Below are 20,998 nucleotides of genomic sequence, written 5' to 3' on the forward strand. Positions count from 1 at the left end.
GGCGACGCTGCACGAGGAACTCAGGCTACCGGTCACCCGAGACTGCCGAGCGAGTCAGCCCGGGACAAACTGATGTCGTCGGCAGCGAAAGTACGCGCCGGGCCCGGCCCTGTCGAACTGGTCTCGAACCGGACAGTGACCACACCGAGTCCAGCGCCCTGCACCCAGCCGTGCCCGAATTCGGGGTGTGTCACATCCGTTCCTGGATGCCACTGGTGCGGTGACCGCACCGGCGAGTCAGCCGGTCCGGTCGCGGCGGTCACTGCCTGCCCGGCGCCCGAGACCATGCCTACCAGGGGCGCCGCGACCACAGCCTTCGGCACGGCCGTATCCCACTTCGCCGCTTCCCGGTTCTCTTCGATCGGCGATTGATCGAGCTCGGGGAACAGCGATTCCTGCCGGACGGTTGAGAGCCCACCGAAGCTCACCCCAACCAATCGGATCGGTCCGAGTTCGGCCGGGTCGATCGCCGAGCGCTGCGCGGCGGTGGTCAGGGTGGCCAGATCAGCTGTCGCGTACGGCAGGGTGAACGACCTGGTCACGATGCTCATATCGGACTTCTTGAGCTTCAGCACCACGGTACGTGCCGCGCGCCCGTCCTTGCCGAGCCTGCGATGGGCGGACACCGTCATCGCTTCGATCGCGGGACGCAGCTGCGCGAGAGTGACGATATCGCTCTCGTAGGTAGTTTCGGCGCTGATCTGTTTGGCCTCGGCACGTTCGGCGACCGGGCGGTCGTCGATACCGCGGGCCAGCCGGTGTAGAGCGGCGCCGACGCTACCGCCGAGGATCGAGGCCGCCTCCGATTCCGGCAACGCGGCGAACGCCCCGACGGTCTCTATACCGAGTGACCGCAATCGACTCTCGGCCACCGGCCCGATCCCCCACAGTTTGCGCACCGGCAGCCCAGATAGCAGCTGGTGCTGCTCGGCTGGTGAGATCACCCGGATACCATCGGGTTTGGCCAGGCCGGAGGCAATCTTCGCCAGCTGCTTTCCAGTACCCGCGCCGACCGAGGCCACCAATCCGGTACGTTCGCGCACCACGGCCCGCAGTTCTGCGCAGAATTCGCGCACCCGCGCCACATTCGCACCGGACAGTTCTACCGGCTCACCGAACGCCTCATCGAACGACAACGTCTCCAGTACCGGAATCCGGCTGCGCAGCGCGTCGAACACCTGACCGCTCACCACGCTGTACACGGCGCCGCGTGGCGGCACCACCACCGCGGTCACCCCGACCAGCCTGCGCGCCTGATGCATCGGCATCGCCGAGCGCGCCCCGAATACGCGCGCCTCGTAACTGGCCCCCGCCACCACGCCACGCCCGCCGGTCCCGCCGACCAGCACCGGGCGACCACGCAGGGTCGGGCGGGTCAGCTGCTCGACCGAGGCGAAGAAGGCATCCATATCGATATGCAGCACCCATCGCCGCGCCGAATCACCGCCGGCGCTCATCGCGACGCCCGCCGCTGGGCCCCGACCGCCGCGCACGGTACGGGTGGTGTCGTCGGTGCTCACGCCGCGAAATCTACGCCGCCCTACCGACAGGTCCGCGCGCCGCGTAGCTGTGCGGTCACGGTCGGGTTGCTGTCGATCTCGTATGCGTGCGCATCGCGAGCCGCCATCGTGCCGACACCACGTTTGAAACCCGCCGCCCCGCCGTGACCTGGCATGATTCCGCACGCCGCCGACGGTTACGGTACGGGTTTCGGTGACCACCGAACCGAAGAGATCGGACTTTTCGACCACATCGGTGTGTGATGATCGGTACATGAAGATCCGCAAGGCCGTCATCCCGGCCGCCGGAATCGGCTCCCGGCTCCTTCCGCTGACCAAGGCGATCCCCAAGGAGATGCTGCCGGTCGGCGACAAGCCGGTCATCGAGCACACGGTGCGCGAACTGGTCGCGTCCGGAATCACCGACATCACCATCGTCGTCAGTGGCGGAAAGTCGTTAATCCAGGACCATTTCCGGCCCAATCCCGCGCTCGTCGCCCAGCTTCGCGCGGACGGCAAGTCCGCCCACGCCGACGCCGTGGAGGAGGTGGGTGAACTATCGCGCCTCGGCCACATCACCTATCTCGACCAACACGGCCCCTACGGCAACGGCACCCCGGTCCTCAACGCGGCCCGCACCCTCGGTGACGAGCCGATGCTGGTGCTGTGGCCCGATGACGTGTTCGTCGCCGAGGTCCCCCGCGCCCAGCAGCTCATCGACGCCTACGGGACGACCGGCGCCCCCGTGCTGGCGTTGATGCCGATGGACCCGTCCGAATCGCAGCGCTACGGCGTACCCGTCGTCGCCGAGGACAATGGCAACGGCCTGATGCGTATCAACGGGCTGCGCGAGAAACCCAAACCCGAGGACGCACCCTCCAACTTCGCGGCCATCGGCGGCTACGTCGTCACGCCGGGCATCATCGCCGAACTGCGCGAGCAGACCGAACGCTGGTACCAACACCGCACCGGCGAGGTGTACCTCACCGACGCGATCAATGTGCACGCCGCCGACTACCCCGTTTTCGGCCAAGTCATCCAGGGCCGTTGGTACGACACCGGCAACCCTGCCGACTATCTGGTCGCCCAGTTCGCCTCCGCGCTGGCACATCCCGAGTACGGCCCGCTGCTGCGCCAGCTCGTGGATTGAGCATGCGGCGGTCGAATCATCTCTCGGCGAACATATCCGGCGAGATGATGCCGCCGGGCGCGGTCAGAAGCGGCGAATGGCGAAGATATCGAACTCGTCGAGCGGGGTGAAGCCGACCGGCACACCCCAGTCGTAGGCGTTCAAGATCTGCCCGAAACCGGCGTAGATGCCGACATGCGAGCCATCGCTGTTGAGCACCACCACGTCCCCCGGCGAGAGCGCGCCGAATGGAACCGCCGCGCCCACCTTGGCCTGTTGCCACGTGGTGCGCGGCAGATTGACCCCGACCTGGCGAAACGCCCACTGCACCAACGCCGAGCAGTCCCAGGTGAACGGGCCGGTAGCACCCCACTCATAGGGCTTTCCGATTTGCGTCACCGCCGCGGCGAGAGCGCCGAGTCCGGCCGAGCTGGGTAGCGGCAGCGCGGCCGAACCGCTCGAGCTGCCGGATCCGGATCCGGATGCCGAACCAGACGCCGAACCCGATCCCGCGCTGCCGGTATCGGCCCAGACGGGCCCCGCCAGCACGAGTGTTAACAGGGTGGATACCAGAAACCCTACGGCTATCCGGCGCAGTGGTTTTCTCGACACGTGCTCGTCCCTTCCGTTGACCCGGCTAACAAGCGGCACCGGCCTCGTCATTGGAGGAGCGGAGCCGCTAAGCACAGTGCGCGTGCCGATCAGCAACCGGCACAACACGTTTCACGCAGGACAATCCACACGAACAGTCACTGCCGCATCAGGAGTATTACTCAGCAACAGCAGTAACATTTGCTGATTCTGCACGGGTTTTTGAGATCGCGGCAGTGGTCCAGCAAATCTATAGCATGTGATCTTGATCACAGGGTTGTGTTTGATGGCTGGCGGGGGTGGGGACTGTGAGCTCGCGGCGGTCTGAAGCTGTCGTCGTACCCGGGGGTGCGTAGGTGGGACTCGGGGTTTGGGTAGTCCAGTTAGGTTTGCTGCGTTTTTGGCCGCTGGCGCGGCGTGTTCGCGGCCCCCTATGGCTCGCGTCCGAGGGACAAATACTTGCTCCTGCGTCGCATCGTATTTGCCCCTCGGACGCGAGCCGGCCGCGAACTCTAGTGCTCGATCTCGCTACGCTCGAAACCTGTTGTCGCGCCTAGTGGGTGCGCATGTGGGCTCGTGCGGCACCGACCGTTTCTGTATACAGATAGGTGCCGTGGTTTGACAGCGAGAGGCTCGGTCTCGATACGCTCGAAACCTCTTGTCGCGCCCAGTGGGCTCGTGCGGCACCGACCGTTTCTGTATACAGATAGGTCTCGTGCTTCGGCAGCCGAGAGACTCGATCTCGCTGCGCTCGAAAACTGTTGTTGTGCCCAGTGGGCACGCAAGTGGGCTCGGGCGGCACCGACTACTTCTATACGCAGCTCGAAAGCTGTTGTCGTGCCTAGTGGGCGGGTAAGTGGGGTGGGTGCGGCGCCTGGGGTTCGGTGAGCCAGGGCTGTGTTCGGGTGCGGTCCGCGGGCTTTGATGCTCGGGTCTCGCTTCGGCCGGAAGCCGGTGTCGGGGCGAGTGGGTGCGTCGGAGAGTTGGTGCGGCACCCCACGCTCTGTACCCAGTTATGTGCTGTGGTTTGGGCGGCCGCGAGCTTCGAGTACCGGCAGCCCACCGGAAACTGTTGCCGTGGTGCTCGAGGCACCTTCGGGGGCACGTGCGGCACCCGAGGCTTGACTATCCAGTCGAGTGCGGCGGTTTGGGTAGCGGCCGTGCACTTTAGGACACGGTCTCGCTTCACTCGAAACCTGGATTGCGGCGGGTGGGCGCGTGGGGACGCGCCCACCCGGGGGCTGGGCGATCTGGTCAGACCTTTGCGATGTAAACCCTTGCGCCGCCTACGATTTCGACGGCGTCCGCACCGGGGGCGCCGAAGGTCAGTTCGGTGGCTAGGATTTCGCCTGCGATCAGGTCGCGGTGGGTTTGAGCCCAGGCGGCCCGCTCCTCGGGGACCTCTAGGACCACCGTGATGCGGTCGGATACGTCCAGTCCGGCGGACTTGCGGGTCTCCTGGAGGTCGCGGATCAGGTCGCGGGCCCAGCCTTCGGCCTCGAGTTCCTCGGTCACCACCGAATCCAGCACCACCAGACCGGCATTGCCGGGCAGTGCGGCGGTGGATTCGGGTTCGGCCGCGACCAGACGCTGCGTGTATTCCTCCGGCAACAGCTTGATCCCGGCCGCGGTGACCACTCCCTCGGGGTCTTCGGTCCATTCCCCCGCCTTGACCGCCTTGATCACGGTCTGCACGTCCTTGCCGAGGCGCGGACCCGCCGCACGAGCGTTGACGGCGAGCTCGAATCGACCGTGCACCGCGACATCGGTGGTCAGGTCGACCGCCTTGACGTTCACCTCGTCGGCGATGATGTCCGTGTACGGTCGCAGCCGCTCGGCATCCGGTGCGGCGATGGTGGCCTCGGCCAGCGGCAGCCGCACACGCAGGTTCTGCGCCTTGCGCAGGCTCAGCACCGTCGAGCAGACGACGCGTACCTCGTCCATCGCCGACACCAGCTCCGGATCGTGCGGCAGCTCACCCTCGCTCGGCCAATCCGTCAGATGCACCGATCGTCCACCAGTAAGGCCACGCCAGATCACCTCGGAGATCAGCGGCAGCAGTGGTGCGGACAGCCTGGTCACCACCTCGAGCACGGTGTGCAGGGTGTCGACGGCATCGCGCTCCTCGCTCCAGAAGCGCGAACGCGACCGGCGCACATACCAATTCGTCAAGGCGTCGGCGAACGAACGCAACTCATCACACGCACCGGCGATGTCGTAAACCTCCAGTGCCTCGGTCATCACATCCCGTGTCCCGGCCAGCTTGGCCAGGATGTAGCGATCGAGGACATTCGTCGAGTCGGTGCGCCACGTGCCCGGCTGGGATGCGTAGAGCTGCAAGAACGTCCACGCATTCCACAACGGCCGCAGCGCATGGCCCACGCCCTCACGGATACCACGTTCGGTGACGATGAGGTTGCCGCCGCGCAAGATCGGCGAGCTCATCAGGAACCAGCGCATGGCATCGGAGCCGTCGCGGTCGAACACCTCGTTCACATCGGGGTAGTTGCCCTTGGACTTGCTCATTTTGAGCCCGTCGTCACCGAGCACGATGCCGTGGGCGACAACGTTTTTGAAAGCGGGGCTGTCGAACAACGCGGTCGACAGTACGTGCAGGTTGTAGAACCAGCCTTTGGTCTGCCCGTTGTATTCGACGATGAAGTCGCCGGGGAAGTGGCTGTCGAACCATTCGTTGTTCTCGAACGGGTAGTGCACCTGCGCATACGGCATCGAGCCCGACTCGAACCAGCAGTCGAGCACCTCCGGCACCCTGCGCATGATCGATTTGCCCGTCGGATCATCGGGATTCGGCCGGGTCAGCTCATCGATTGTCGGCCGATGCAGGTCTGTCGGGCGCACGCCGAAGTCGTTCTCGAGCTGATCGAGCGAGCCGTACACGTCGACGCGCGGGTACGCCGGGTCGTCGGACATCCAGACCGGGATCGGGCTGCCCCAGTAGCGGTTTCGGCTGATGTTCCAGTCGCGCGCCCCCTCCAGCCACTTACCGAACTGCCCGTCCTTCATATGCTCGGGCACCCAGCTGATCTGCTTGTTCAGCTCCACCATCCGGTCGCGGAACTTGGTGACCGCGACGAACCAAGACGGCACCGCCATGTAGATCAGCGGCTGCCCGGAGCGCCAGCTGTGCGGGTAGGAGTGCTCGATCGTCTCGTGCCGCAACAGCTTTCCCGCGGCCTTGAGGTCCTTGATGATCACCGGGTTGGCGTCGAACACCATCAGGCCCTCATACGGCGGCACCATCGAGGTGAACTTGCCACCAGCATCCAGCGGATGCACGATCTCGATGCCGTTGGCAGTGGCGACATCCATGTCCTCCTCACCGAAAGCGGGGGCGAGATGGACGATTCCGGTGCCGGAATCGGTGGTGACGTAGTCGGCGGTGAGCACCCGGTGCGCCCGCGGGTGACCGACGAAGAAGTCGAACGGCGGCTGGTAGGCCAGATCGGCCAGCGCGGCGCCGTCGTACTCGGCCAGCACTTCCGGCTCCTCGCCGAACTCGCGGCTGTAGTGCGAGACACGTTCGGCCGCAAGCACATACCGCTTGCCATCGGCGGCGCGCAGATGCACATACCGCACGTCGGGATGCACCGCGATCGCGAGGTTGGACGGGAGGGTCCACGGCGTGGTGGTCCAGATCAGCACGTTGGCACCGTCGAGCTCATGGAACGGATGCTCGGCGGGCACCCGCAACACCATGTCCACGGTGACGGCCGGGTCCTGACGCATCTTGTAGGCGTCGTCGAGGCGAGTTTCCTGATTCGACAGTGGTGTCTGCTCATACCAGCTGTAGGGCAGCACTCGGAAGCCCTGATAGATCAGGCCTTTCTCGTGCAACGACTTGAACGCCCACATCACTGACTCCATGAAGTCGAGATCGAGTGTCTTGTAGTCGTTTTCGAAGTCGACCCAACGAGCCTGACGCGTCACGTAATCACGCCATTCTCCCGTGTAACGCAGTACCGAAGATTTACAGGCTGCGTTGAATTCGGCCAACCCCATCGCGTCGATCTGTGATTTGTCCGTGATACCGAGCTGCTTTTCCACCTCGATTTCCGCGGGCAATCCGTGACAGTCCCAACCGAAACGCCGATCGACCCGCTTACCGCGCATCGTTTGGAAACGCGGAACCAGATCCTTCACATAGCCGGTGAGCAAATGTCCGTAATGTGGCAGACCATTGGCAAAGGGAGGGCCGTCATAGACGACGAACTCCTCACTACCCGAACGGTTTTCGATACTGGCCCGGAAGGTGTCGTCGGCCGACCAGGCCGCGAGCACCCGTTGCTCCAGCTCAGGGAAGGATGTGCCCCCGCCCGCGCCGAGGTCGACGCGTGGGTATGCGCTGTTGGAAGTATCGTCCGCCATCGCGGATACGTCTCCTCGTGCCGCCGCGCCGGTCAAGCGCGAATATGTCAGCACGGGGACGATGACGGCGCCGGTTGCGCCGATACCGCGGTACCACCCCGCTTGTCCGACAGCCGCGCGGTATGCGCAACCACCAGACCTCTCGTTGCGAGCTGTGACGGGCTCACCCGTTCGGTTCTACTGAGCGTGCCGAGTGTTCGCTCGGACCACTGTTCTTCCGAAGGCTCCCCGGTGATGGCCGGATCTACACCGCTAATATGTTTGATTCTAACCATTGTGGTCAAACCACTTTGGGTGGCCCGATCCTCAGCGTTTGGCGTGTCGCCCCGGCGGGGGCGCGGAATCGATGTCCGGACTCCGCATGGACAGCGCACTCACCAGCAGCCCGATGGCACCGAGCACACACACCACGATGCACCCCCACGCCCACACCACCGATCCGGTGGTCAGTGCGGCCATTAGCAGGGCAAAGCCGATCGCGGCAAGGACAAGTGTCAAGACGAGCATGGTGACCCCCTAGGCATGCCAGGCGGCGGGACTTCAAAGGCTACTGCGTCGGCCTGAGAACGAGACTACTTGCTGCCCTTGGCAAACGACGCCGGTGCGAGGTTATTGGCCGTATTGACATCGGCGAAAGCCTCGCCGCCGTCGACCGGGACAGCGGAGCCACGATTCTCCAGCTCCTCGAGCTGCGACTCCAGGTACGACTTCAGCCGTACACGGTATTCCCGCTCGAAGGTCTTGAGCTGCTCGATCCGGCTCTCCAGCACACTGCGCTGCTGGGTGATGGTCGCCATGATCTCGGTGTGCTTGCGCTCGGCGTCGGCCTGCAGTGCGTCGGCTTTTTCCTTCGCCTGCCGCAACTGGTTGTCCGACCGGGTCTGCGCGTCCGACAGCATCGCGTCCGACTTCTGACGGGCGTCGGCAATCATTGATTCGGAGCGAGTACGCGCATCTCCGACGAGTCGCTCGGAATTTGCCCGCGCGTTCGACAGCAGGCTTTCCGCCTCACCCTTGGCGTCGCTGGTAAGCCGATCCGCCATTTCCTGCGCCAGGCTCAGCACCTTGGCGGCCTGCAGATTCGCATCGGCGCTAGGGGCTTCCTTCGCGATGGGCGCGGCCACCGGCATCGGAGCGGGCGGCGGCGCCTGCTGCACCGGCGGCTTGATCGGTTCCGGCGGCGGCGCCTTCTGGACCGGCGCTTTTACCGTATTCGGGCCGACCGGACCGCGGTTCTTCTTGGCATCGGCCAGCTCGGTGTCCAGCTCGGCGACCCGCTGGCGTAGGTCGGCGTTCTCCTCGATCAGCCGCGAGAGCTCCTGCTCCACGAGATCCAGGAATGCATCTACTTCGTCCTCGTTGTAGCCGCGCTTCCCGATCGGCGGTTTGCTGAACGCGACGTTGTGCACATCGGCTGGGGTCAGCGGCATGGAAGGATCCCTTCACGCGTCTTTTGGAGATCTAGCAGATCTAGCAAGCTATCTTCTCGGTTCATTCTGTCACACCGGAGCTACCGGTTGCCCGAGCCTGCCCACGATCGACATCAGTATGAAGACGATGAATAGCAGGACCATAATCGACAGGTCGAGTCGAATTCCTCCCAGTGACACCGGTGGTATCAACCGCCTCAGGAGTTTCACCGGAGGGTCTGTGATCGTGAAGATCACCTCGAGGATGACTACGACGAAGCCGCTCGGGCGCCAGTCGCGAGCAAAGCTACGGATGAACTCGACGATCACCCGACTGATCAGCAACAGCCAGAAGATGAACAGTACGAAGTACAGCACCGCGAACAAGGCCACGACGTCACTCTGCCCGAAAATTCGCGTCGCGCAAAATGACCACACCGCCCCATGCGCATTCTGTCTGTAAGTCCCCCCGAATCACACTGCTATTTCTGGTTGTAGAAGCCGGTTTCGGCGATCCTGCGCCGCTCCTCGGCAGATACGTCCACGTCGGCCGGTGAGAGCAGGAACACTTTGGTAGCGACCTTGTCAAATGAGCCACGCAGCGCGAAGGCCAGGCCTGCGGCGAAGTCGACCAGCCGCTTGGCATCGGCATTGCTGAGATCAACCAGATCCATGATCACCGGGTTTCCCTCACGGAAACGCTCACCGATGATGCGGGCCTCGCTGTAGTCGCGCGGGCGCAACGTGGTGATCTTGGACAAGGGACCTCCGTCCTCGAAGATCCCTGGCCGCCGCGCAGGGGCGGGCTCGGGGCGCACGCGCTCCTCCAGCCGCCGCTCTTCGGCGTCGGGATCGACGGCGAGCGCACCCCTGGTGGCACCCCGCATCATCGGCGCGCTGCCACCCGCACGGAATCGGCCCGCAGTCGGCGCGGCCTCGATCCGGGTGGGGCGACGCGGTGCCTCGTAGCGGTCCTCGCCATAGCTTTCGTCGGCGTAGTCATCGCGGCGCGTCACGGGGTAACCAGCCTTGTACGGCGACTTGTAGGCCGGTTCTGGGTAATCGGATTCGTCTTCGAAACGATCGGTTCCATACCGGTCGTCGGAATAGCGGTCGGCACCATATCCGGCGCGCTCGGGGTAATCTCGGGGCCGCGACCGACGAGGAGCTCGCTCGTCCACACTCCGGGGAGCATGTTCGGCGACGTAGTCGTCTTCGTAATCCTCGAGCGGAACCATGCCGAAGTACGCCTTGAACTTGTGCAGCGTGCTCATGACCGCTCCTCGCTGTCGCTCGGCTTCGGCATGACCACGTTGGCTGCGTTGCTGACTCGCTCGCTGCGCTCGCTCATTCTGGTCGACCTTCCTTCGGCCCCGGTGGCGGCCCGGGTGTTGAAGTCTTGCTCAGCCCTCTTCTGTCCCAAGCATATGTTTCAAATGTGACTGATGAGGTTTCTTTGCTACGCCGAGGTTATCGGTCGAGCGCCCATCAAGGCGGTACCGACACGCACACAGGTGGAACCGTGTTCGATTGCCGATTCCAGATCTCCGGACATTCCGGCGGAAAGTTCTAGCGCGCCAGGGTGGTCGGCGAGCAAACGAGCGTGTAGGCCCGCGAAGCGGGCGAAAGCCACGGCGGGGTTGACGCCGAGCGGCGGAATCGCCATCAGCCCAGCAAGCCGCAGTCCCGGCGCGGCGGCTACCCGATCGGCCAGCGCCGCAAGCTCTTCCGGCGCGACCCCGCCACGGCCAGGATCCTCGTCCAGGCTGATCTGGACCAGCACCCGCACCGGGTCGATCCGCTCCCCCGCGTCCAGCGCGGCGCGCGACGCGCCGTCAAGAGCCATTGCCAATCGTTCGCTGTCCACCGAATGCACGGCATGGGCCCAGCGGGCGACGATTCGTGCCTTGTTGCGCTGCAGCCGGCCGATCATGTGCCAGCGCACATTTGACAGCTCGCTCAGGTCGGCGACCTTCGCGGTGGCCTCCTGCTCTCTCGACTCGCCGAATTCCTGGCAACCCAGCCGGTGCAGGATGGCGATATCCGAGGCCGGAAAGAACTTCGTCACAGGCAACAGTCGTACCGACGCCGGATCACGCCCCGCGCTATGACAGGCAGCGCCGATTCGCTTGTTCAGCTCGGCCAGATTCGCCGCCAGCTCGGCGGTGCGGCCGTCGACCGCCTCTGCCGCAACGGTTTCCGATTCGATGTGGCCGCTCATGCCTCCACCTCGCTAACGATCGGCTCCGGCACGACCAAATGGTCGGCTGCGCCCAACGTTCGCTCGCTACGCTCGCTCATGCACCCGCCTGGATCCAGATCACGCTGGCCAGTCTGCCGGTCGGTGCACCACGGCGGTGGCTGAACAGAGTGCGATCCTCGATGGTGCAGCGCGGATCGACGGCGACCGCGGCGACACCGGCTTCGGTGAGCTGCCTGCGGATTCCGGCGCGAAGGTCCAACGCCGGGGTGCCGCGCACGGTGGTGGTCGCGCTGCCGGGCAGGTGCGCCTCGACATCGGTGCGCATCGCGGCGGGCACCTCGTATTGGCGTCCGGACGCCGCCGGGCCGAGGAAGGCCCCGATGCGTTCCGGACACGCGCCGAGGGAGATCATCGCATCCAGCACCCGCGGCACAATGCCGATGCGCGCCCCGATCCGCCCGGCGTGCACGGCCGCGATCACGCCGGCCTCATCGTCGGACAGCAGTATCGGGACGCAGTCGGCGGTCAAAACCACCAGCGCGAGACCGGGCTCGGTCGTCACCAGCGCATCGGTAGCGGGCACCGGCTCGGCCCTCGGTCCGTCGACGATTTCGACATTTCTACCGTGGATCTGTTCCATCCACACCATGCGATCGGGCGTCAAGCCGATCCCCTCGGCCAGCCGATCGCGGTTACGCCGCACCGTAGCCGGGTCGTCCCCCACGTGATCCCCGAGATTGAACGAGTCGTAGGGCGGCGCCGAGAATCCCCCCGCCCTGGTCGTGGTCACCCGTCGAACAGTCAGCGTCGGCGCAGTCGTCATGGCACCAGCCTAATGGCGGATGCCCGACCGCCCCGAAACCGGAACGACCGAATTTACCTACGCATGAACGATGGCACGTCGACGTCGTCATCGTCATCGCCCGAGTCGGGCGGTTCGATATGGGTGCGCGGGTTGTGCGTGACCGTCGGCTCGGCGAGGGTACGGGCCCGCTCACTGTCGCGGTAACTGGGCACGGCACCGCGAGTCGACGCGGGTTGGGTTGCGGGAGCTGCGGTTTCGGTGCGCGACGACGCCGCGATCTCACTGGCGCTGCGCTGGCCGATCTCACCCGCGCGGGCCGAACCGATGGTGCCCCGGGCCGTTTCGAACGTGCGCCGCGCCGGGCCACCGCCGTCGAACCCGGCCGCGATCACCGTGACGCGCACCTCATCGCCGAGTGAATCGTCGATCACCGTGCCGAAGATGATGTTCGCCTCGATATGCGCGGCCTCCTGTACGAGCGACGCCGCCTCGTTGATCTCGAATAGGCCGAGGTCCGAACCGCCCGCGATCGACAGCAGCACGCCGTGCGCGCCATCCATGGATGCCTCGAGCAGCGGCGAATTGATCGCCGACTCTGCGGCTTTCACCGAACGCCCCTCACCGCGCGCCGAGCCGATACCCATCAGCGCGCTGCCCGCGCCGGACATCACGCTCTTGACATCGGCGAAGTCGACGTTGATCAGGCCCGGCGTGGTGATCAGATCGGTAATGCCCTGGACACCGTTGAGGAGCACTTCGTCCGCGGAACGGAACGCGTCCATCAGGCTCACCGCGGCGTCGCCGAGTTGAAGCAACCGGTCGTTCGGAATGACGATCAGCGTGTCGCAGGACTCGCGAAGCTGGTTGATACCCACCTCGGCCTGATTGCCACGCCGCTTGCCCTCGAACGAAAACGGCCGGGTGACAACGCCGATGGTCAGCGCGCCGAGCTTGCGAGCGATACTGGCGACGACGGGTGCGCCACCGGTTCCGGTGCCGCCACCCTCGCCCGCGGTGACGAAGACCATGTCGGCGCCCTTGAGCACCTCTTCGATCTCGTCCTTGTGATCCTCGGCCGCCTTGCGGCCGACCTCCGGGTCGGCACCGGCACCGAGTCCGCGAGTGAGCTCGCGACCGACGTCGAGTTTGACGTCGGCGTCACTCATCAGCAGAGCTTGCGCGTCAGTGTTGACCGCGATGAACTCGACTCCCTTGAGTCCCTGTTCGATCATCCGGTTGACGGCATTCACACCGCCGCCGCCGATACCGACGACCTTGATCACGGCAAGGTAGTTGTGCGGGGGCGTCATGGGCTCTCGCCTTCCTTCGATCTAAAGCCTGTCGTTTTCGGAAATCTCGACACTCGGCCGGGAGCAAACCCTAAACCTCAACCATAGGGTTGGCGTTCTGTCAAGTATCCGACTGCTGCGGAACGCTATTCGCCGCCGCCACGATCCGCGCGCAGGCGCGCCGAGACGAGTGATGAGAATCTTGTGTGATCCTTCTCGTCCCGCCGCGCGACACGTCGTATCGTGAACGGTTGCCCGCCGTCGCCACGTCTCGATGACGCTAGACCACCGAAAATTCCCTGGGCACAATGGGTATCGTTCACTTTACCGTGACGAGATTCGGACTCGAAACATCGAAGACCGTTCCCTCCCTGGTCAGTAGCGGCAAAACCACCGATGACTTGCGCTCGGCGTCGTCCACCCCACCCCACGTTACCGTCCGCCCATCGCGCAGATTCAGGGAAATATCCGAAATCGACCGCGCGGCAATCTCGCCCACCTGAATGCTCAGCGCCTGCGGCAACACCGCGAGCACTGACACCGCGGCCTTGGTAACCGGATCGTTCCCATCCGGATGGCCGGTAATCAGTTTGGGCACCCCGGCAGGCGCGGGCTCTATCGCGAACTCGACACTGTCCGCGTCCAGCAAATGCGCGCCCTGCGGACTGTCGTAGAACACGATCGGAGTGCGCTCCACCACGGTCAGCTTGACGGTCCAGGGATACACCCGCTGCACGCGAACCGTGCGCACCTTCGGGATAGCGGCCACCCGTCGCGCGACGGAGTCGGTATCGATACGTAACATAGGGCGACCCAAGGGAATCGCCGCCTGGTCGCGCACCTGCTGCTCGGAAACCTCGACCAACCCATCGATGCGGACGGTGCGCACCGATAGCACCGGGGTAAACCAGGCAAGCACACCGAGGACGGCGACCAGGCACACGCCGATCAGCCCCCACATCCTGATCCGTCGCCACGGCATCGCGGATCACCGCCCGTACTGCGGACGTGCCCGAAGCCCGTCGAGGATCTGGCTGCCCAGCATGGTCACATCGCCCGCGCCCATGGTGATCACCACATCACCGGGCAGTGTCAGCGCCGCGACCTGACGGCCGACCCGCGACATATCCGGTTGGTAATGCACGGGTTTGGTGACCGCCTGGGCAACCAACGCGCCATTGACCCCGGGCAGCGGCTTCTCGCGCGCACCATAAACATCGAGCACGACCACCTCGTCGGCCAGGCTCAGCGCCGCGCCGAAGTCACCCGCGAACGTGGCAGTGCGACTGTAGAGGTGCGGTTGGAACACGACGATGACTCGGCCCTGCCGGGACCGGGCACCATCACGCGCTTCCTGTTCAACCAGCTCGGCGGCGGCACCGAGCACCGCGCGCACCTCGGTCGGGTGATGGGCGTAATCGTCGAAGACCCGGACGCCATTCTCGCGGCCAGAGAACTGGAAACGGCGATGCACCCCGCCGAAACCCTCCAGCCCCTGCACGATTTCATCGACATCCGCCCCGGCGGCACGCGCGGCGAGCAATGCGGCCAGCGCGTTGAGTGCCATATGCCTGCCGGGCACCGACAACCGCAGCGTGCGCGGCGCGGGTTCGTCGGCCAGCTGAAACTGGGCCAGCCCACCGACATCGCGCGGTTCCCAGCTGTGCAGCCACACCCCGACCGGGACAGGCGCGTCGGGCAACTCGCCCGAGCCGTAGCCGAGTACTCGAATGTTCTTGTCCGCCAAGCGCGCACCGACGCGTTCGGCCAGCGCCCACGAGCCCGGATCGTCGAGGCACACCACCAGCAGACCGCCATCGGACAGCCGATCGACGAAATCGTCGAAGACCTGCACGTAGGCCTCATCGGAGCCGAAGAAGTCCAGGTGGTCGGACTCGATATTGGTGACCACCGCGACGTGCGGGTCGTACTGCAGCAACGAGCCGTCACTCTCGTCGGCCTCGGCGACGAAGATCTCCCCGGTGCCGTGATGGGCGTTGGTGCCTGCCTCGTTGAGTTCACCACCGACGGCGAAGGACGGATCGAACCCGCAGTGCTGCAAGGCCACGATCAGCATCGAGGTAGTGGAGGTCTTGCCGTGCGTGCCGGAAACGAGCAGAGTGCGGTGGCCGCGCATCAAGGAGGCGAGCACGGTCGGGCGCAGCAGCACCGGGATGTCGCGCCGATTCGCCTCGACCAGTTCGGGATTGGTCTTGGGAATAGCCGCGTACGTGGTGACCACGGCGGTGGGCCCGCCCGGCAGCAGATCCAGGGCTCCGGCGTCATGCCCGATACGCACCTGTGCGCCACGAGCACGCAGCGCAAGAACGCCGCGACTCTCCTTGGCGTCCGAACCGGACACCGCACCACCACGAGACAGCAGAATGCGCGCGATACCGGACATGCCGGCACCACCGATACCGACCATGTGTACTCGCTCGAGCTCGGGCGGCAATGCCGAACGCATGTCGGCGTCGATTCGCGCCCGCTCACCCTCGGTAGCGGTCACCGGCCGGTCACCCGCACCACGATCCGGGCCACCTCGTCGGCGGCGTCACGGTGTCCGGCGCCTGCGGCGGCGCGGCCCATCTCGATCAGCCGTGCGGGGTCGGTAAGCAGTGGGATCACCTCGTCGATCACATACTTCGGGGTCAATTCGGAGTCGGCCACAATTGTGCCACCGCCCTGACGCACTACCGGCCTCGCGTTGAGTTCCTGCTCGCCGTTGCCGTGCGGCAGCGGCACGTAGAAGGCGGGCAACCCGACCGCCGACACCTCGGCGACGGTCATCGCCCCGGACCGGCAGACGACCACATCCGCGGCGGCGTAGGCAAGATCCATCCGGGACAGATACGGCACGGCGACATAACGGGACCGGTCGTCACCGGGCTCTGCGACCTCGAGGGTGTTCTTGGGACCGTGCGCGTGCAGCACCGAGATACCCGCCGCCGCCAGCTGCGGCGCGGCGCCCGACACCGCCTCGTTCAAACTCCGCGCGCCCTGCGACCCGCCGAATACCAGCAGCACCGGGCCGTCGGTGGGCAGATCGAAATGCGCGCGCGCCTGGGCTCGCAGTGCGGCACGGTCCAGCGAGGTGATCGAGCCGCGCACCGGGATTCCGACGACCTCGGCGTGCGCCAGGCCCGAATCAGGGACGGCGGCAAGCACTTTCGCCGCACGACGGGCGCCGACCTTGTTTGCGATGCCCGCCTTGGCATTCGCTTCGTGTACGACCACCGGCACCGCGCGCCTACGACGCAACACGCCGCGCCCCGCCGCCAGGTACGCGGGCAGTGCGACATAGCCGCCGAAACCGACGATGACGTCCGCCTCGACCGCGTCGATGATTGCCCTCGTCCTGGCCACCGACGCACGGACCCGGCCGGGTAGCCGCAACAGATCGGCCGTCGGCTTCCGTGGCAACGGAACCGGTGGAATCAGCTCGAGCGGATAACCGCGCTCGGGAACGAGGCGAGTTTCCAGTCCGCGTTCGGTACCGAGCGCGGTCACCCGGATCGAATCGTCCAAACGGCGCAACGCATCCGCGACGGCAAGTGCCGGTTCGATATGTCCCGCGGTGCCACCACCCGCAACGATCACCGACAATGGCCGGCCAGCGGGCTGAATGTCACTCACCTGGATCTTCCCCGATCTCTCGCATGATTCAACGGATAGCTCGGCTCCCACGCCCTGGTAGAGCGCAGCGAACGCGTGCCACGACTCTCCTGGACCCGGCGCCTGCCTGGATCCGCACCTGATTGCGGGCGTCGAGCGGGCAGCGCCTGCCGTGCTCGATCGGCCCTCGCCCGGTCGGCGCGGGCCTTCTCGGCGGAACGCGCCGCCTTAGCCGCGGCCGAACGCGCCCGCGCCGCATCCGCCCGTGCCGGAGAGTACACCTCCGGTTTGGGCAGCCGCAGCAGTCGGCTGAACCGCCCGTCCTGCCCGGCATGCAATGCCGAAACAGCCTCGGGCTCATGCCTGGCCGCGTTCGCGATGATGCCGAACATGAACAGGGTAATCGCCAGCGACGAGCCACCCGCCGACACCAGCGGCAGCTGCAGTCCGGTCACCGGGAGCAGGCCGACCACATAACCGATATTGATCAGGGCCTGACCGGTGATCCAAGTGGTCGCGGTCGCGGTGAGCAGCTGCAGGAATGGATCGGCCGACCGGGCAGCGATGCGCAGGCCGGTATAGACGAACAGTGCGAACAACCCGAGCACCAACGCACAACCGAGATAGCCGAGTTCCTCGCCGATGATGGCGAAGATGAAATCGTTGTGCGAGTTCGGCAGGTAGCTCCACTTGGCGCGGCTCTGACCGAGACCACGGCCCCAGATACCGCCGTCAGCCAGCGAGTACAACGCCTGGCGGGCTTGGTAACCGATGCCCTGCGGGTCGTCGCCCGGGTTGAAAAAGGCGCGCATGCGGTCGGAACGATAGCCCGCCGACAGCGCGAGCACCCCCGCCGCCACCATGCCCGATACCGCGATCGTGATGAACAACCGCACCGGCAGCCCACCGAACCACAGCAGCGCCGCGAGCACGATGCCGAGCGCGATGGTGGTGGACAGGTTCGGCTCCAGTACCACGAGCAGGCAGACGAGCAGACCTGCGGGTACCAGCGGTATCAGCAGCTCTTTGATATTGGCTCGCTCCATCTGGCGCGAGGCAAGCAGATGCGCGCCCCACACCACCAGCGTCACCTTGACGATCTCCGACGGCTGCACCGCGAACGGTCCGACATCGAACCAGCGCCGCGAACCCTGAACCTCGTTGCCGATACCCGGAATCAGCACCAGGACTAGCGCGATCACCGAGACGGCGAAAACCGGGAACGACCATTGACGCAGCCTGCGCAGCGGAATCCGCAACGCGAGATAGAACAGTATGGTGCCGATGGCGGCGAACATGGCCTGCTGGTTGAACAGCGAATACGCTGACCCACCATCGGCATACGCCTCGACACTCGATGCGGAAAGCACCATCACCAGGCCGAGCACCGTCAGTAGCGTGGCGATGGTGACGACCAGGTGAAACGACGCGAGTGGGCGGGCAAACCAGGCACCGAACCTGGTACCGACCTGTCTGGCAGGCCGCGTCGCCTCGGTCATAGCCGCCGCCCGATGTCACCGTCTTCCAGAGAATGCACCGCCGCGGCGAAACTGCGCCCCCGGTGCGTGTAGTCGGCGAACATATCCAGTGAGGCCGCGGCCGGCGCCAGCAGGACGACATCGCCCCGGCGGGCGAAGCCCGCCGCCGCGCGCACCGCCTGCGTCATTACGGCGTCGGCCTGCTCGGTGCTACCCATGCCCGCATCGTCTCCCACGCGCACCTCGACGACCGGGACCTCGGGCGCGTGTCGCGCCAACGCGGCGGCGATCACCGGCGCGTCGGACCCGATCAGTACCGCGGCGACCAGCCGATCGGCGATCTCTTCGATCAGGTCCTCGACCCCGGCACCCTTCAGTTGCCCACCGGCGACCCAGATCACCTGCGAGTGGGCCAGGATCGACGACCGCGCGGCGTGCGGGTTGGTTGCCTTCGAGTCGTCGACGAATTCGACACCGCCGAGTTCACGCACGAACGCGGCGCGGTGCGGACCGACCTTGTGCTCGATCAATCCCTCGCGCACGAATTGTGGCGCCACGTCGATGGCCCTGGTCAGCGCCGAAGCGGCGAGGGCATCGGCGACACCGGCGGGGCCCTGCGGGCTGATGTCAGCGACTTCGGCGAGGATCGCGGCCTTGGTGAACGCGCGGTCGAGCAGCTTGCCGTCGACGACACCGAGTTCGCCGTCGGCGGGCACACCGATCCGGAAACCAACCGTCCGCCGCGCCTTCGAACGCCGGGCGAGCGAGGCCGCAACCGGATCGTCGAGTCCGACCACACCGACCCGGCCGAACAACGCCCTGGCCTTCGCCATCGCATAGGCATCGAGACCACCGTGCCAGTCAAGGTGATCCTCGGCCACATTCAGCACCACACCGGCCTCGGGTCGCACCGACGGCGCCCAGTGCAGCTGGAAGGACGACAGTTCGACCGCGAGCACCTGCGGACCGGGATTGCGCCGCAGCGCATCCAGAATCGGCAACCCGATATTGCCACACGCGACACTGGCGATGCCCGCCGCGCGCAGGATCGAATGCACCATCGAGGTGGTTGTGGTCTTGCCGTTGGTACCCGTCACCACCAGCCATTTGCGTACCGGGCCGTAGATCCTGGCTTGATCGACCCACCAGGCGAATTCGACATCGCCCCACACAGGGATGCCCTCGGTGACAGCCGCGGCCAGCACCGGCGAATCCGGCCGCCAGCCAGGGCTGGTGATGACCAGCGCGAACCGGCTCCAGTCGGTGCTTTCCAATTCGGTGCAGGTGGCGATGTCCAGCCCGAGCCCGGCCGCTTCGGCGAGCGCGGTGGCACCACCATCGGTGACCACCGGGCGGGCGCCGATATCACGCAGCGGCTCGATCAGCGACCGACCCGATACACCCCAACCAGCCACCAGCACGTCACGGCCACGCAGGAATTCGAGCATCGGGCCCGGCGATCGCAAAGCCTTCGGAGAATGTTCGACCATTACTTGTTCACCCGACCGCGGAGAGGTATTCGCTATAGAACAGCCCGAGTCCGACCGCCGAGGCGATCGCCGCAAGCAACCAGAATCGGATGATCACCGTAGTTTCCGCCCACTTACTCAGCTCGAAATGATGATGGAACGGTGCCATCTTGAACAATCGGTTGCGCGTCGTGCGATACACCGCGATCTGTAGTACCACCGACGCGGCCTCGGCCACGAACAGCGCGCCGATCACCACCATCAGCAACTCGGTGCGCGTGGTGATCGACAACCCGGCCAGCATGCCGCCCAGCGCCAGCGAACCGGTGTCGCCCATGAAGATCTTGGCGGGCGCGGCATTCCACCAGAGGAACCCGACGCACGCAGCGGCGGCCGAAGCGCAGACCAGCGCGAGATCCAGCGGATCGCGCACGTTGTAGCAGCCCGCCTCAGGCAGCGTCGAGCACGCGTTGCGGTACTGCCAGAAGGTGATGATCACGTACGCACCGAGCACCAGGCTCATCGAACCCGCCGCCAGCCCATCGAGGCCGTCGGTGAGGTTCACCGCATTGGACCAGGCCACCACCAGCAGGCACACGACACACAGGAAGATGATCGCGCCGACCGAAACCGTCGTGATGTCACGGACATACGACATGTGCCTGCTGGCCGGAGTCAGCCCATTGCCGCCGCGAAATTGCAGCGCCAGCACGCCGAAAATGACGGCGGCGCCGACCTGGCCGATGTACTTTCCGGCAGCCGACAACCCCAGGTTGCGCTGCTTGCGCAGTTTGATGAAGTCGTCGAGAAAGCCGACGCCGCCCAGCGCCGTGCTCAACCCGAGCACGAGCAGTCCCGAAGCCGAGGGCCCCTCCGCGTTATAACCGATACCGATCAGATGCGAACCCAGATACCCGGCCCACATGCCGACCAGGATCGCCACCCCGCCCATCGTCGGGGTACCGCGCTTGGCCTGATGACTCGCCGGGCCGTCTACCCGGATCTCCTGACCGAAGCCACGTTTGGCGAAGGTCCGAATCAACAACGGCGTCAACAGGATCGACACCGCCAACGCGATCCCCGCCGCGAACATGATCTGTCTCATGACCGCGCCTCGCTACTTCG

Annotated in this window: 17 protein-coding genes; 1 reads left to right on the forward strand and 16 read right to left on the reverse strand. The window is 65.6% G+C overall.

What is annotated here, in order from left to right; translation table 11 throughout:
• Positions 1 to 32: 32 nt before the first annotated feature.
• Positions 33 to 1,457, reverse strand: a complete 1,425-nt coding sequence (locus LKE06_RS20245) for a DNA polymerase IV (protein WP_228000970.1) — start codon at positions 1,455 to 1,457, stop codon at positions 33 to 35.
• 316 nt (positions 1,458 to 1,773) lie between these two features.
• On the opposite strand from LKE06_RS20245, the gene LKE06_RS20250 reads away from it, so the two are divergent.
• Positions 1,774 to 2,649: a UTP--glucose-1-phosphate uridylyltransferase gene (locus LKE06_RS20250; protein WP_228000878.1), complete on the forward strand. Its 876-nt coding sequence runs from the start codon at positions 1,774 to 1,776 to the stop codon at positions 2,647 to 2,649.
• 63 nt (positions 2,650 to 2,712) lie between these two features.
• Here LKE06_RS20250 and LKE06_RS20255 read toward each other — a convergent pair whose 3' ends face one another.
• From LKE06_RS20255 to mraY, 15 genes are all read right to left on the reverse strand, one after another.
• Positions 2,713 to 3,240 carry a C40 family peptidase gene (locus LKE06_RS20255; protein ID WP_228000879.1) on the reverse strand — a complete coding sequence of 176 codons (528 nt, stop codon included), beginning with the start codon at positions 3,238 to 3,240 and terminating at the stop codon, positions 2,713 to 2,715.
• 1,233 nt (positions 3,241 to 4,473) lie between these two features.
• Entirely contained in the window at positions 4,474 to 7,605 is a 3,132-nt protein-coding gene (gene ileS / locus LKE06_RS20260) for an isoleucine--tRNA ligase (RefSeq protein ID WP_228000880.1), read from the reverse strand.
• Between the two features lie 306 nt (positions 7,606 to 7,911).
• Positions 7,912 to 8,112 carry a hypothetical protein gene (locus tag LKE06_RS20265; RefSeq protein ID WP_228000881.1) on the reverse strand — a complete coding sequence of 67 codons (201 nt, stop codon included), beginning with the start codon at positions 8,110 to 8,112 and terminating at the stop codon, positions 7,912 to 7,914.
• Positions 8,113 to 8,177: 65 nt separating this feature from the next.
• Positions 8,178 to 9,035, reverse strand: a complete 858-nt coding sequence (gene wag31 / locus LKE06_RS20270; protein ID WP_228000882.1) for a DivIVA-like cell division protein Wag31 — start codon at positions 9,033 to 9,035, stop codon at positions 8,178 to 8,180.
• A gap of 69 nt (positions 9,036 to 9,104) precedes the next feature.
• Positions 9,105 to 9,407, reverse strand: a complete 303-nt coding sequence (locus LKE06_RS20275) for a YggT family protein (RefSeq protein ID WP_228000883.1) — start codon at positions 9,405 to 9,407, stop codon at positions 9,105 to 9,107.
• A gap of 89 nt (positions 9,408 to 9,496) precedes the next feature.
• Entirely contained in the window at positions 9,497 to 10,288 is a 792-nt protein-coding gene (locus LKE06_RS20280; protein WP_228000884.1) for a cell division protein SepF, read from the reverse strand.
• Positions 10,289 to 10,473: 185 nt separating this feature from the next.
• The gene (locus tag LKE06_RS20285) at positions 10,474 to 11,235 is read right to left on the reverse strand and encodes a YggS family pyridoxal phosphate-dependent enzyme (RefSeq protein ID WP_228000885.1); all 762 of its coding nucleotides are present in this window, start codon (positions 11,233 to 11,235) and stop codon (positions 10,474 to 10,476) included.
• Between the two features lie 76 nt (positions 11,236 to 11,311).
• The gene (pgeF, locus tag LKE06_RS20290) at positions 11,312 to 12,040 is read right to left on the reverse strand and encodes a peptidoglycan editing factor PgeF (RefSeq protein ID WP_228000886.1); all 729 of its coding nucleotides are present in this window, start codon (positions 12,038 to 12,040) and stop codon (positions 11,312 to 11,314) included.
• Positions 12,041 to 12,093: 53 nt separating this feature from the next.
• Positions 12,094 to 13,332, reverse strand: a complete 1,239-nt coding sequence (gene ftsZ, locus LKE06_RS20295; protein WP_228000887.1) for a cell division protein FtsZ — start codon at positions 13,330 to 13,332, stop codon at positions 12,094 to 12,096.
• A 298-nt stretch (positions 13,333 to 13,630) separates the two neighbouring features.
• Positions 13,631 to 14,293 (reverse strand): cell division protein FtsQ/DivIB, encoded by a 663-nt coding sequence (locus LKE06_RS20300; RefSeq protein WP_228000888.1) that lies wholly within the window; start codon positions 14,291 to 14,293, stop codon positions 13,631 to 13,633.
• A 6-nt stretch (positions 14,294 to 14,299) separates the two neighbouring features.
• Entirely contained in the window at positions 14,300 to 15,778 is a 1,479-nt protein-coding gene (murC, locus tag LKE06_RS20305; RefSeq protein ID WP_228000971.1) for a UDP-N-acetylmuramate--L-alanine ligase, read from the reverse strand.
• Positions 15,779 to 15,816: 38 nt separating this feature from the next.
• The gene (murG, locus tag LKE06_RS20310; protein WP_372477399.1) at positions 15,817 to 16,938 is read right to left on the reverse strand and encodes an undecaprenyldiphospho-muramoylpentapeptide beta-N-acetylglucosaminyltransferase; all 1,122 of its coding nucleotides are present in this window, start codon (positions 16,936 to 16,938) and stop codon (positions 15,817 to 15,819) included.
• 5 nt (positions 16,939 to 16,943) lie between these two features.
• On the reverse strand, positions 16,944 to 18,425 hold the full coding sequence (ftsW, locus tag LKE06_RS20315) for a putative lipid II flippase FtsW (protein ID WP_228000890.1): 1,482 nt from the start codon (positions 18,423 to 18,425) through the stop codon (positions 16,944 to 16,946).
• The gene (murD, locus tag LKE06_RS20320; RefSeq protein ID WP_228000972.1) at positions 18,422 to 19,852 is read right to left on the reverse strand and encodes a UDP-N-acetylmuramoyl-L-alanine--D-glutamate ligase; all 1,431 of its coding nucleotides are present in this window, start codon (positions 19,850 to 19,852) and stop codon (positions 18,422 to 18,424) included. The genes ftsW and murD overlap by 4 nt, the downstream gene beginning before the upstream one ends.
• A 49-nt stretch (positions 19,853 to 19,901) precedes the next feature.
• On the reverse strand, positions 19,902 to 20,978 hold the full coding sequence (mraY, locus tag LKE06_RS20325; protein ID WP_228000891.1) for a phospho-N-acetylmuramoyl-pentapeptide-transferase: 1,077 nt from the start codon (positions 20,976 to 20,978) through the stop codon (positions 19,902 to 19,904).
• Positions 20,979 to 20,998 lie beyond the last annotated feature (20 nt).

The organism is Nocardia australiensis, from assembly GCF_020733705.1.
In the GTDB taxonomy this organism is placed as follows: domain Bacteria; phylum Actinomycetota; class Actinomycetes; order Mycobacteriales; family Mycobacteriaceae; genus Nocardia; species Nocardia australiensis.

Bases quoted from the DNA above. Each gene is read 5' to 3' on its own strand.
- LKE06_RS20245 (WP_228000970.1), bottom strand. From the start codon at position 1,457: ATGAGCGCCGGCGGTGATTCGGCGCGGCGATGGGTGCTGCATATCGAT.
- LKE06_RS20250 (WP_228000878.1), top strand. From the start codon at position 1,774: ATGAAGATCCGCAAGGCCGTCATCCCGGCCGCCGGAATCGGCTCCCGG.
- ileS (WP_228000880.1), bottom strand. From the start codon at position 7,605: ATGGCGGACGATACTTCCAACAGCGCATACCCACGCGTCGACCTCGGC.
- LKE06_RS20265 (WP_228000881.1), bottom strand. From the start codon at position 8,112: ATGCTCGTCTTGACACTTGTCCTTGCCGCGATCGGCTTTGCCCTGCTA.
- wag31 (WP_228000882.1), bottom strand. From the start codon at position 9,035: ATGCCGCTGACCCCAGCCGATGTGCACAACGTCGCGTTCAGCAAACCG.
- LKE06_RS20280 (WP_228000884.1), bottom strand. From the start codon at position 10,288: ATGAGCACGCTGCACAAGTTCAAGGCGTACTTCGGCATGGTTCCGCTC.
- LKE06_RS20285 (WP_228000885.1), bottom strand. From the start codon at position 11,235: ATGAGCGGCCACATCGAATCGGAAACCGTTGCGGCAGAGGCGGTCGAC.
- pgeF (WP_228000886.1), bottom strand. From the start codon at position 12,040: ATGACGACTGCGCCGACGCTGACTGTTCGACGGGTGACCACGACCAGG.
- ftsZ (WP_228000887.1), bottom strand. From the start codon at position 13,332: ATGACGCCCCCGCACAACTACCTTGCCGTGATCAAGGTCGTCGGTATC.
- LKE06_RS20300 (WP_228000888.1), bottom strand. From the start codon at position 14,293: ATGCCGTGGCGACGGATCAGGATGTGGGGGCTGATCGGCGTGTGCCTG.
- murC (WP_228000971.1), bottom strand. From the start codon at position 15,778: ATGCGTTCGGCATTGCCGCCCGAGCTCGAGCGAGTACACATGGTCGGT.
- ftsW (WP_228000890.1), bottom strand. From the start codon at position 18,425: ATGACCGAGGCGACGCGGCCTGCCAGACAGGTCGGTACCAGGTTCGGT.
- murD (WP_228000972.1), bottom strand. From the start codon at position 19,852: ATGCTCGAATTCCTGCGTGGCCGTGACGTGCTGGTGGCTGGTTGGGGT.
- mraY (WP_228000891.1), bottom strand. From the start codon at position 20,978: ATGAGACAGATCATGTTCGCGGCGGGGATCGCGTTGGCGGTGTCGATC.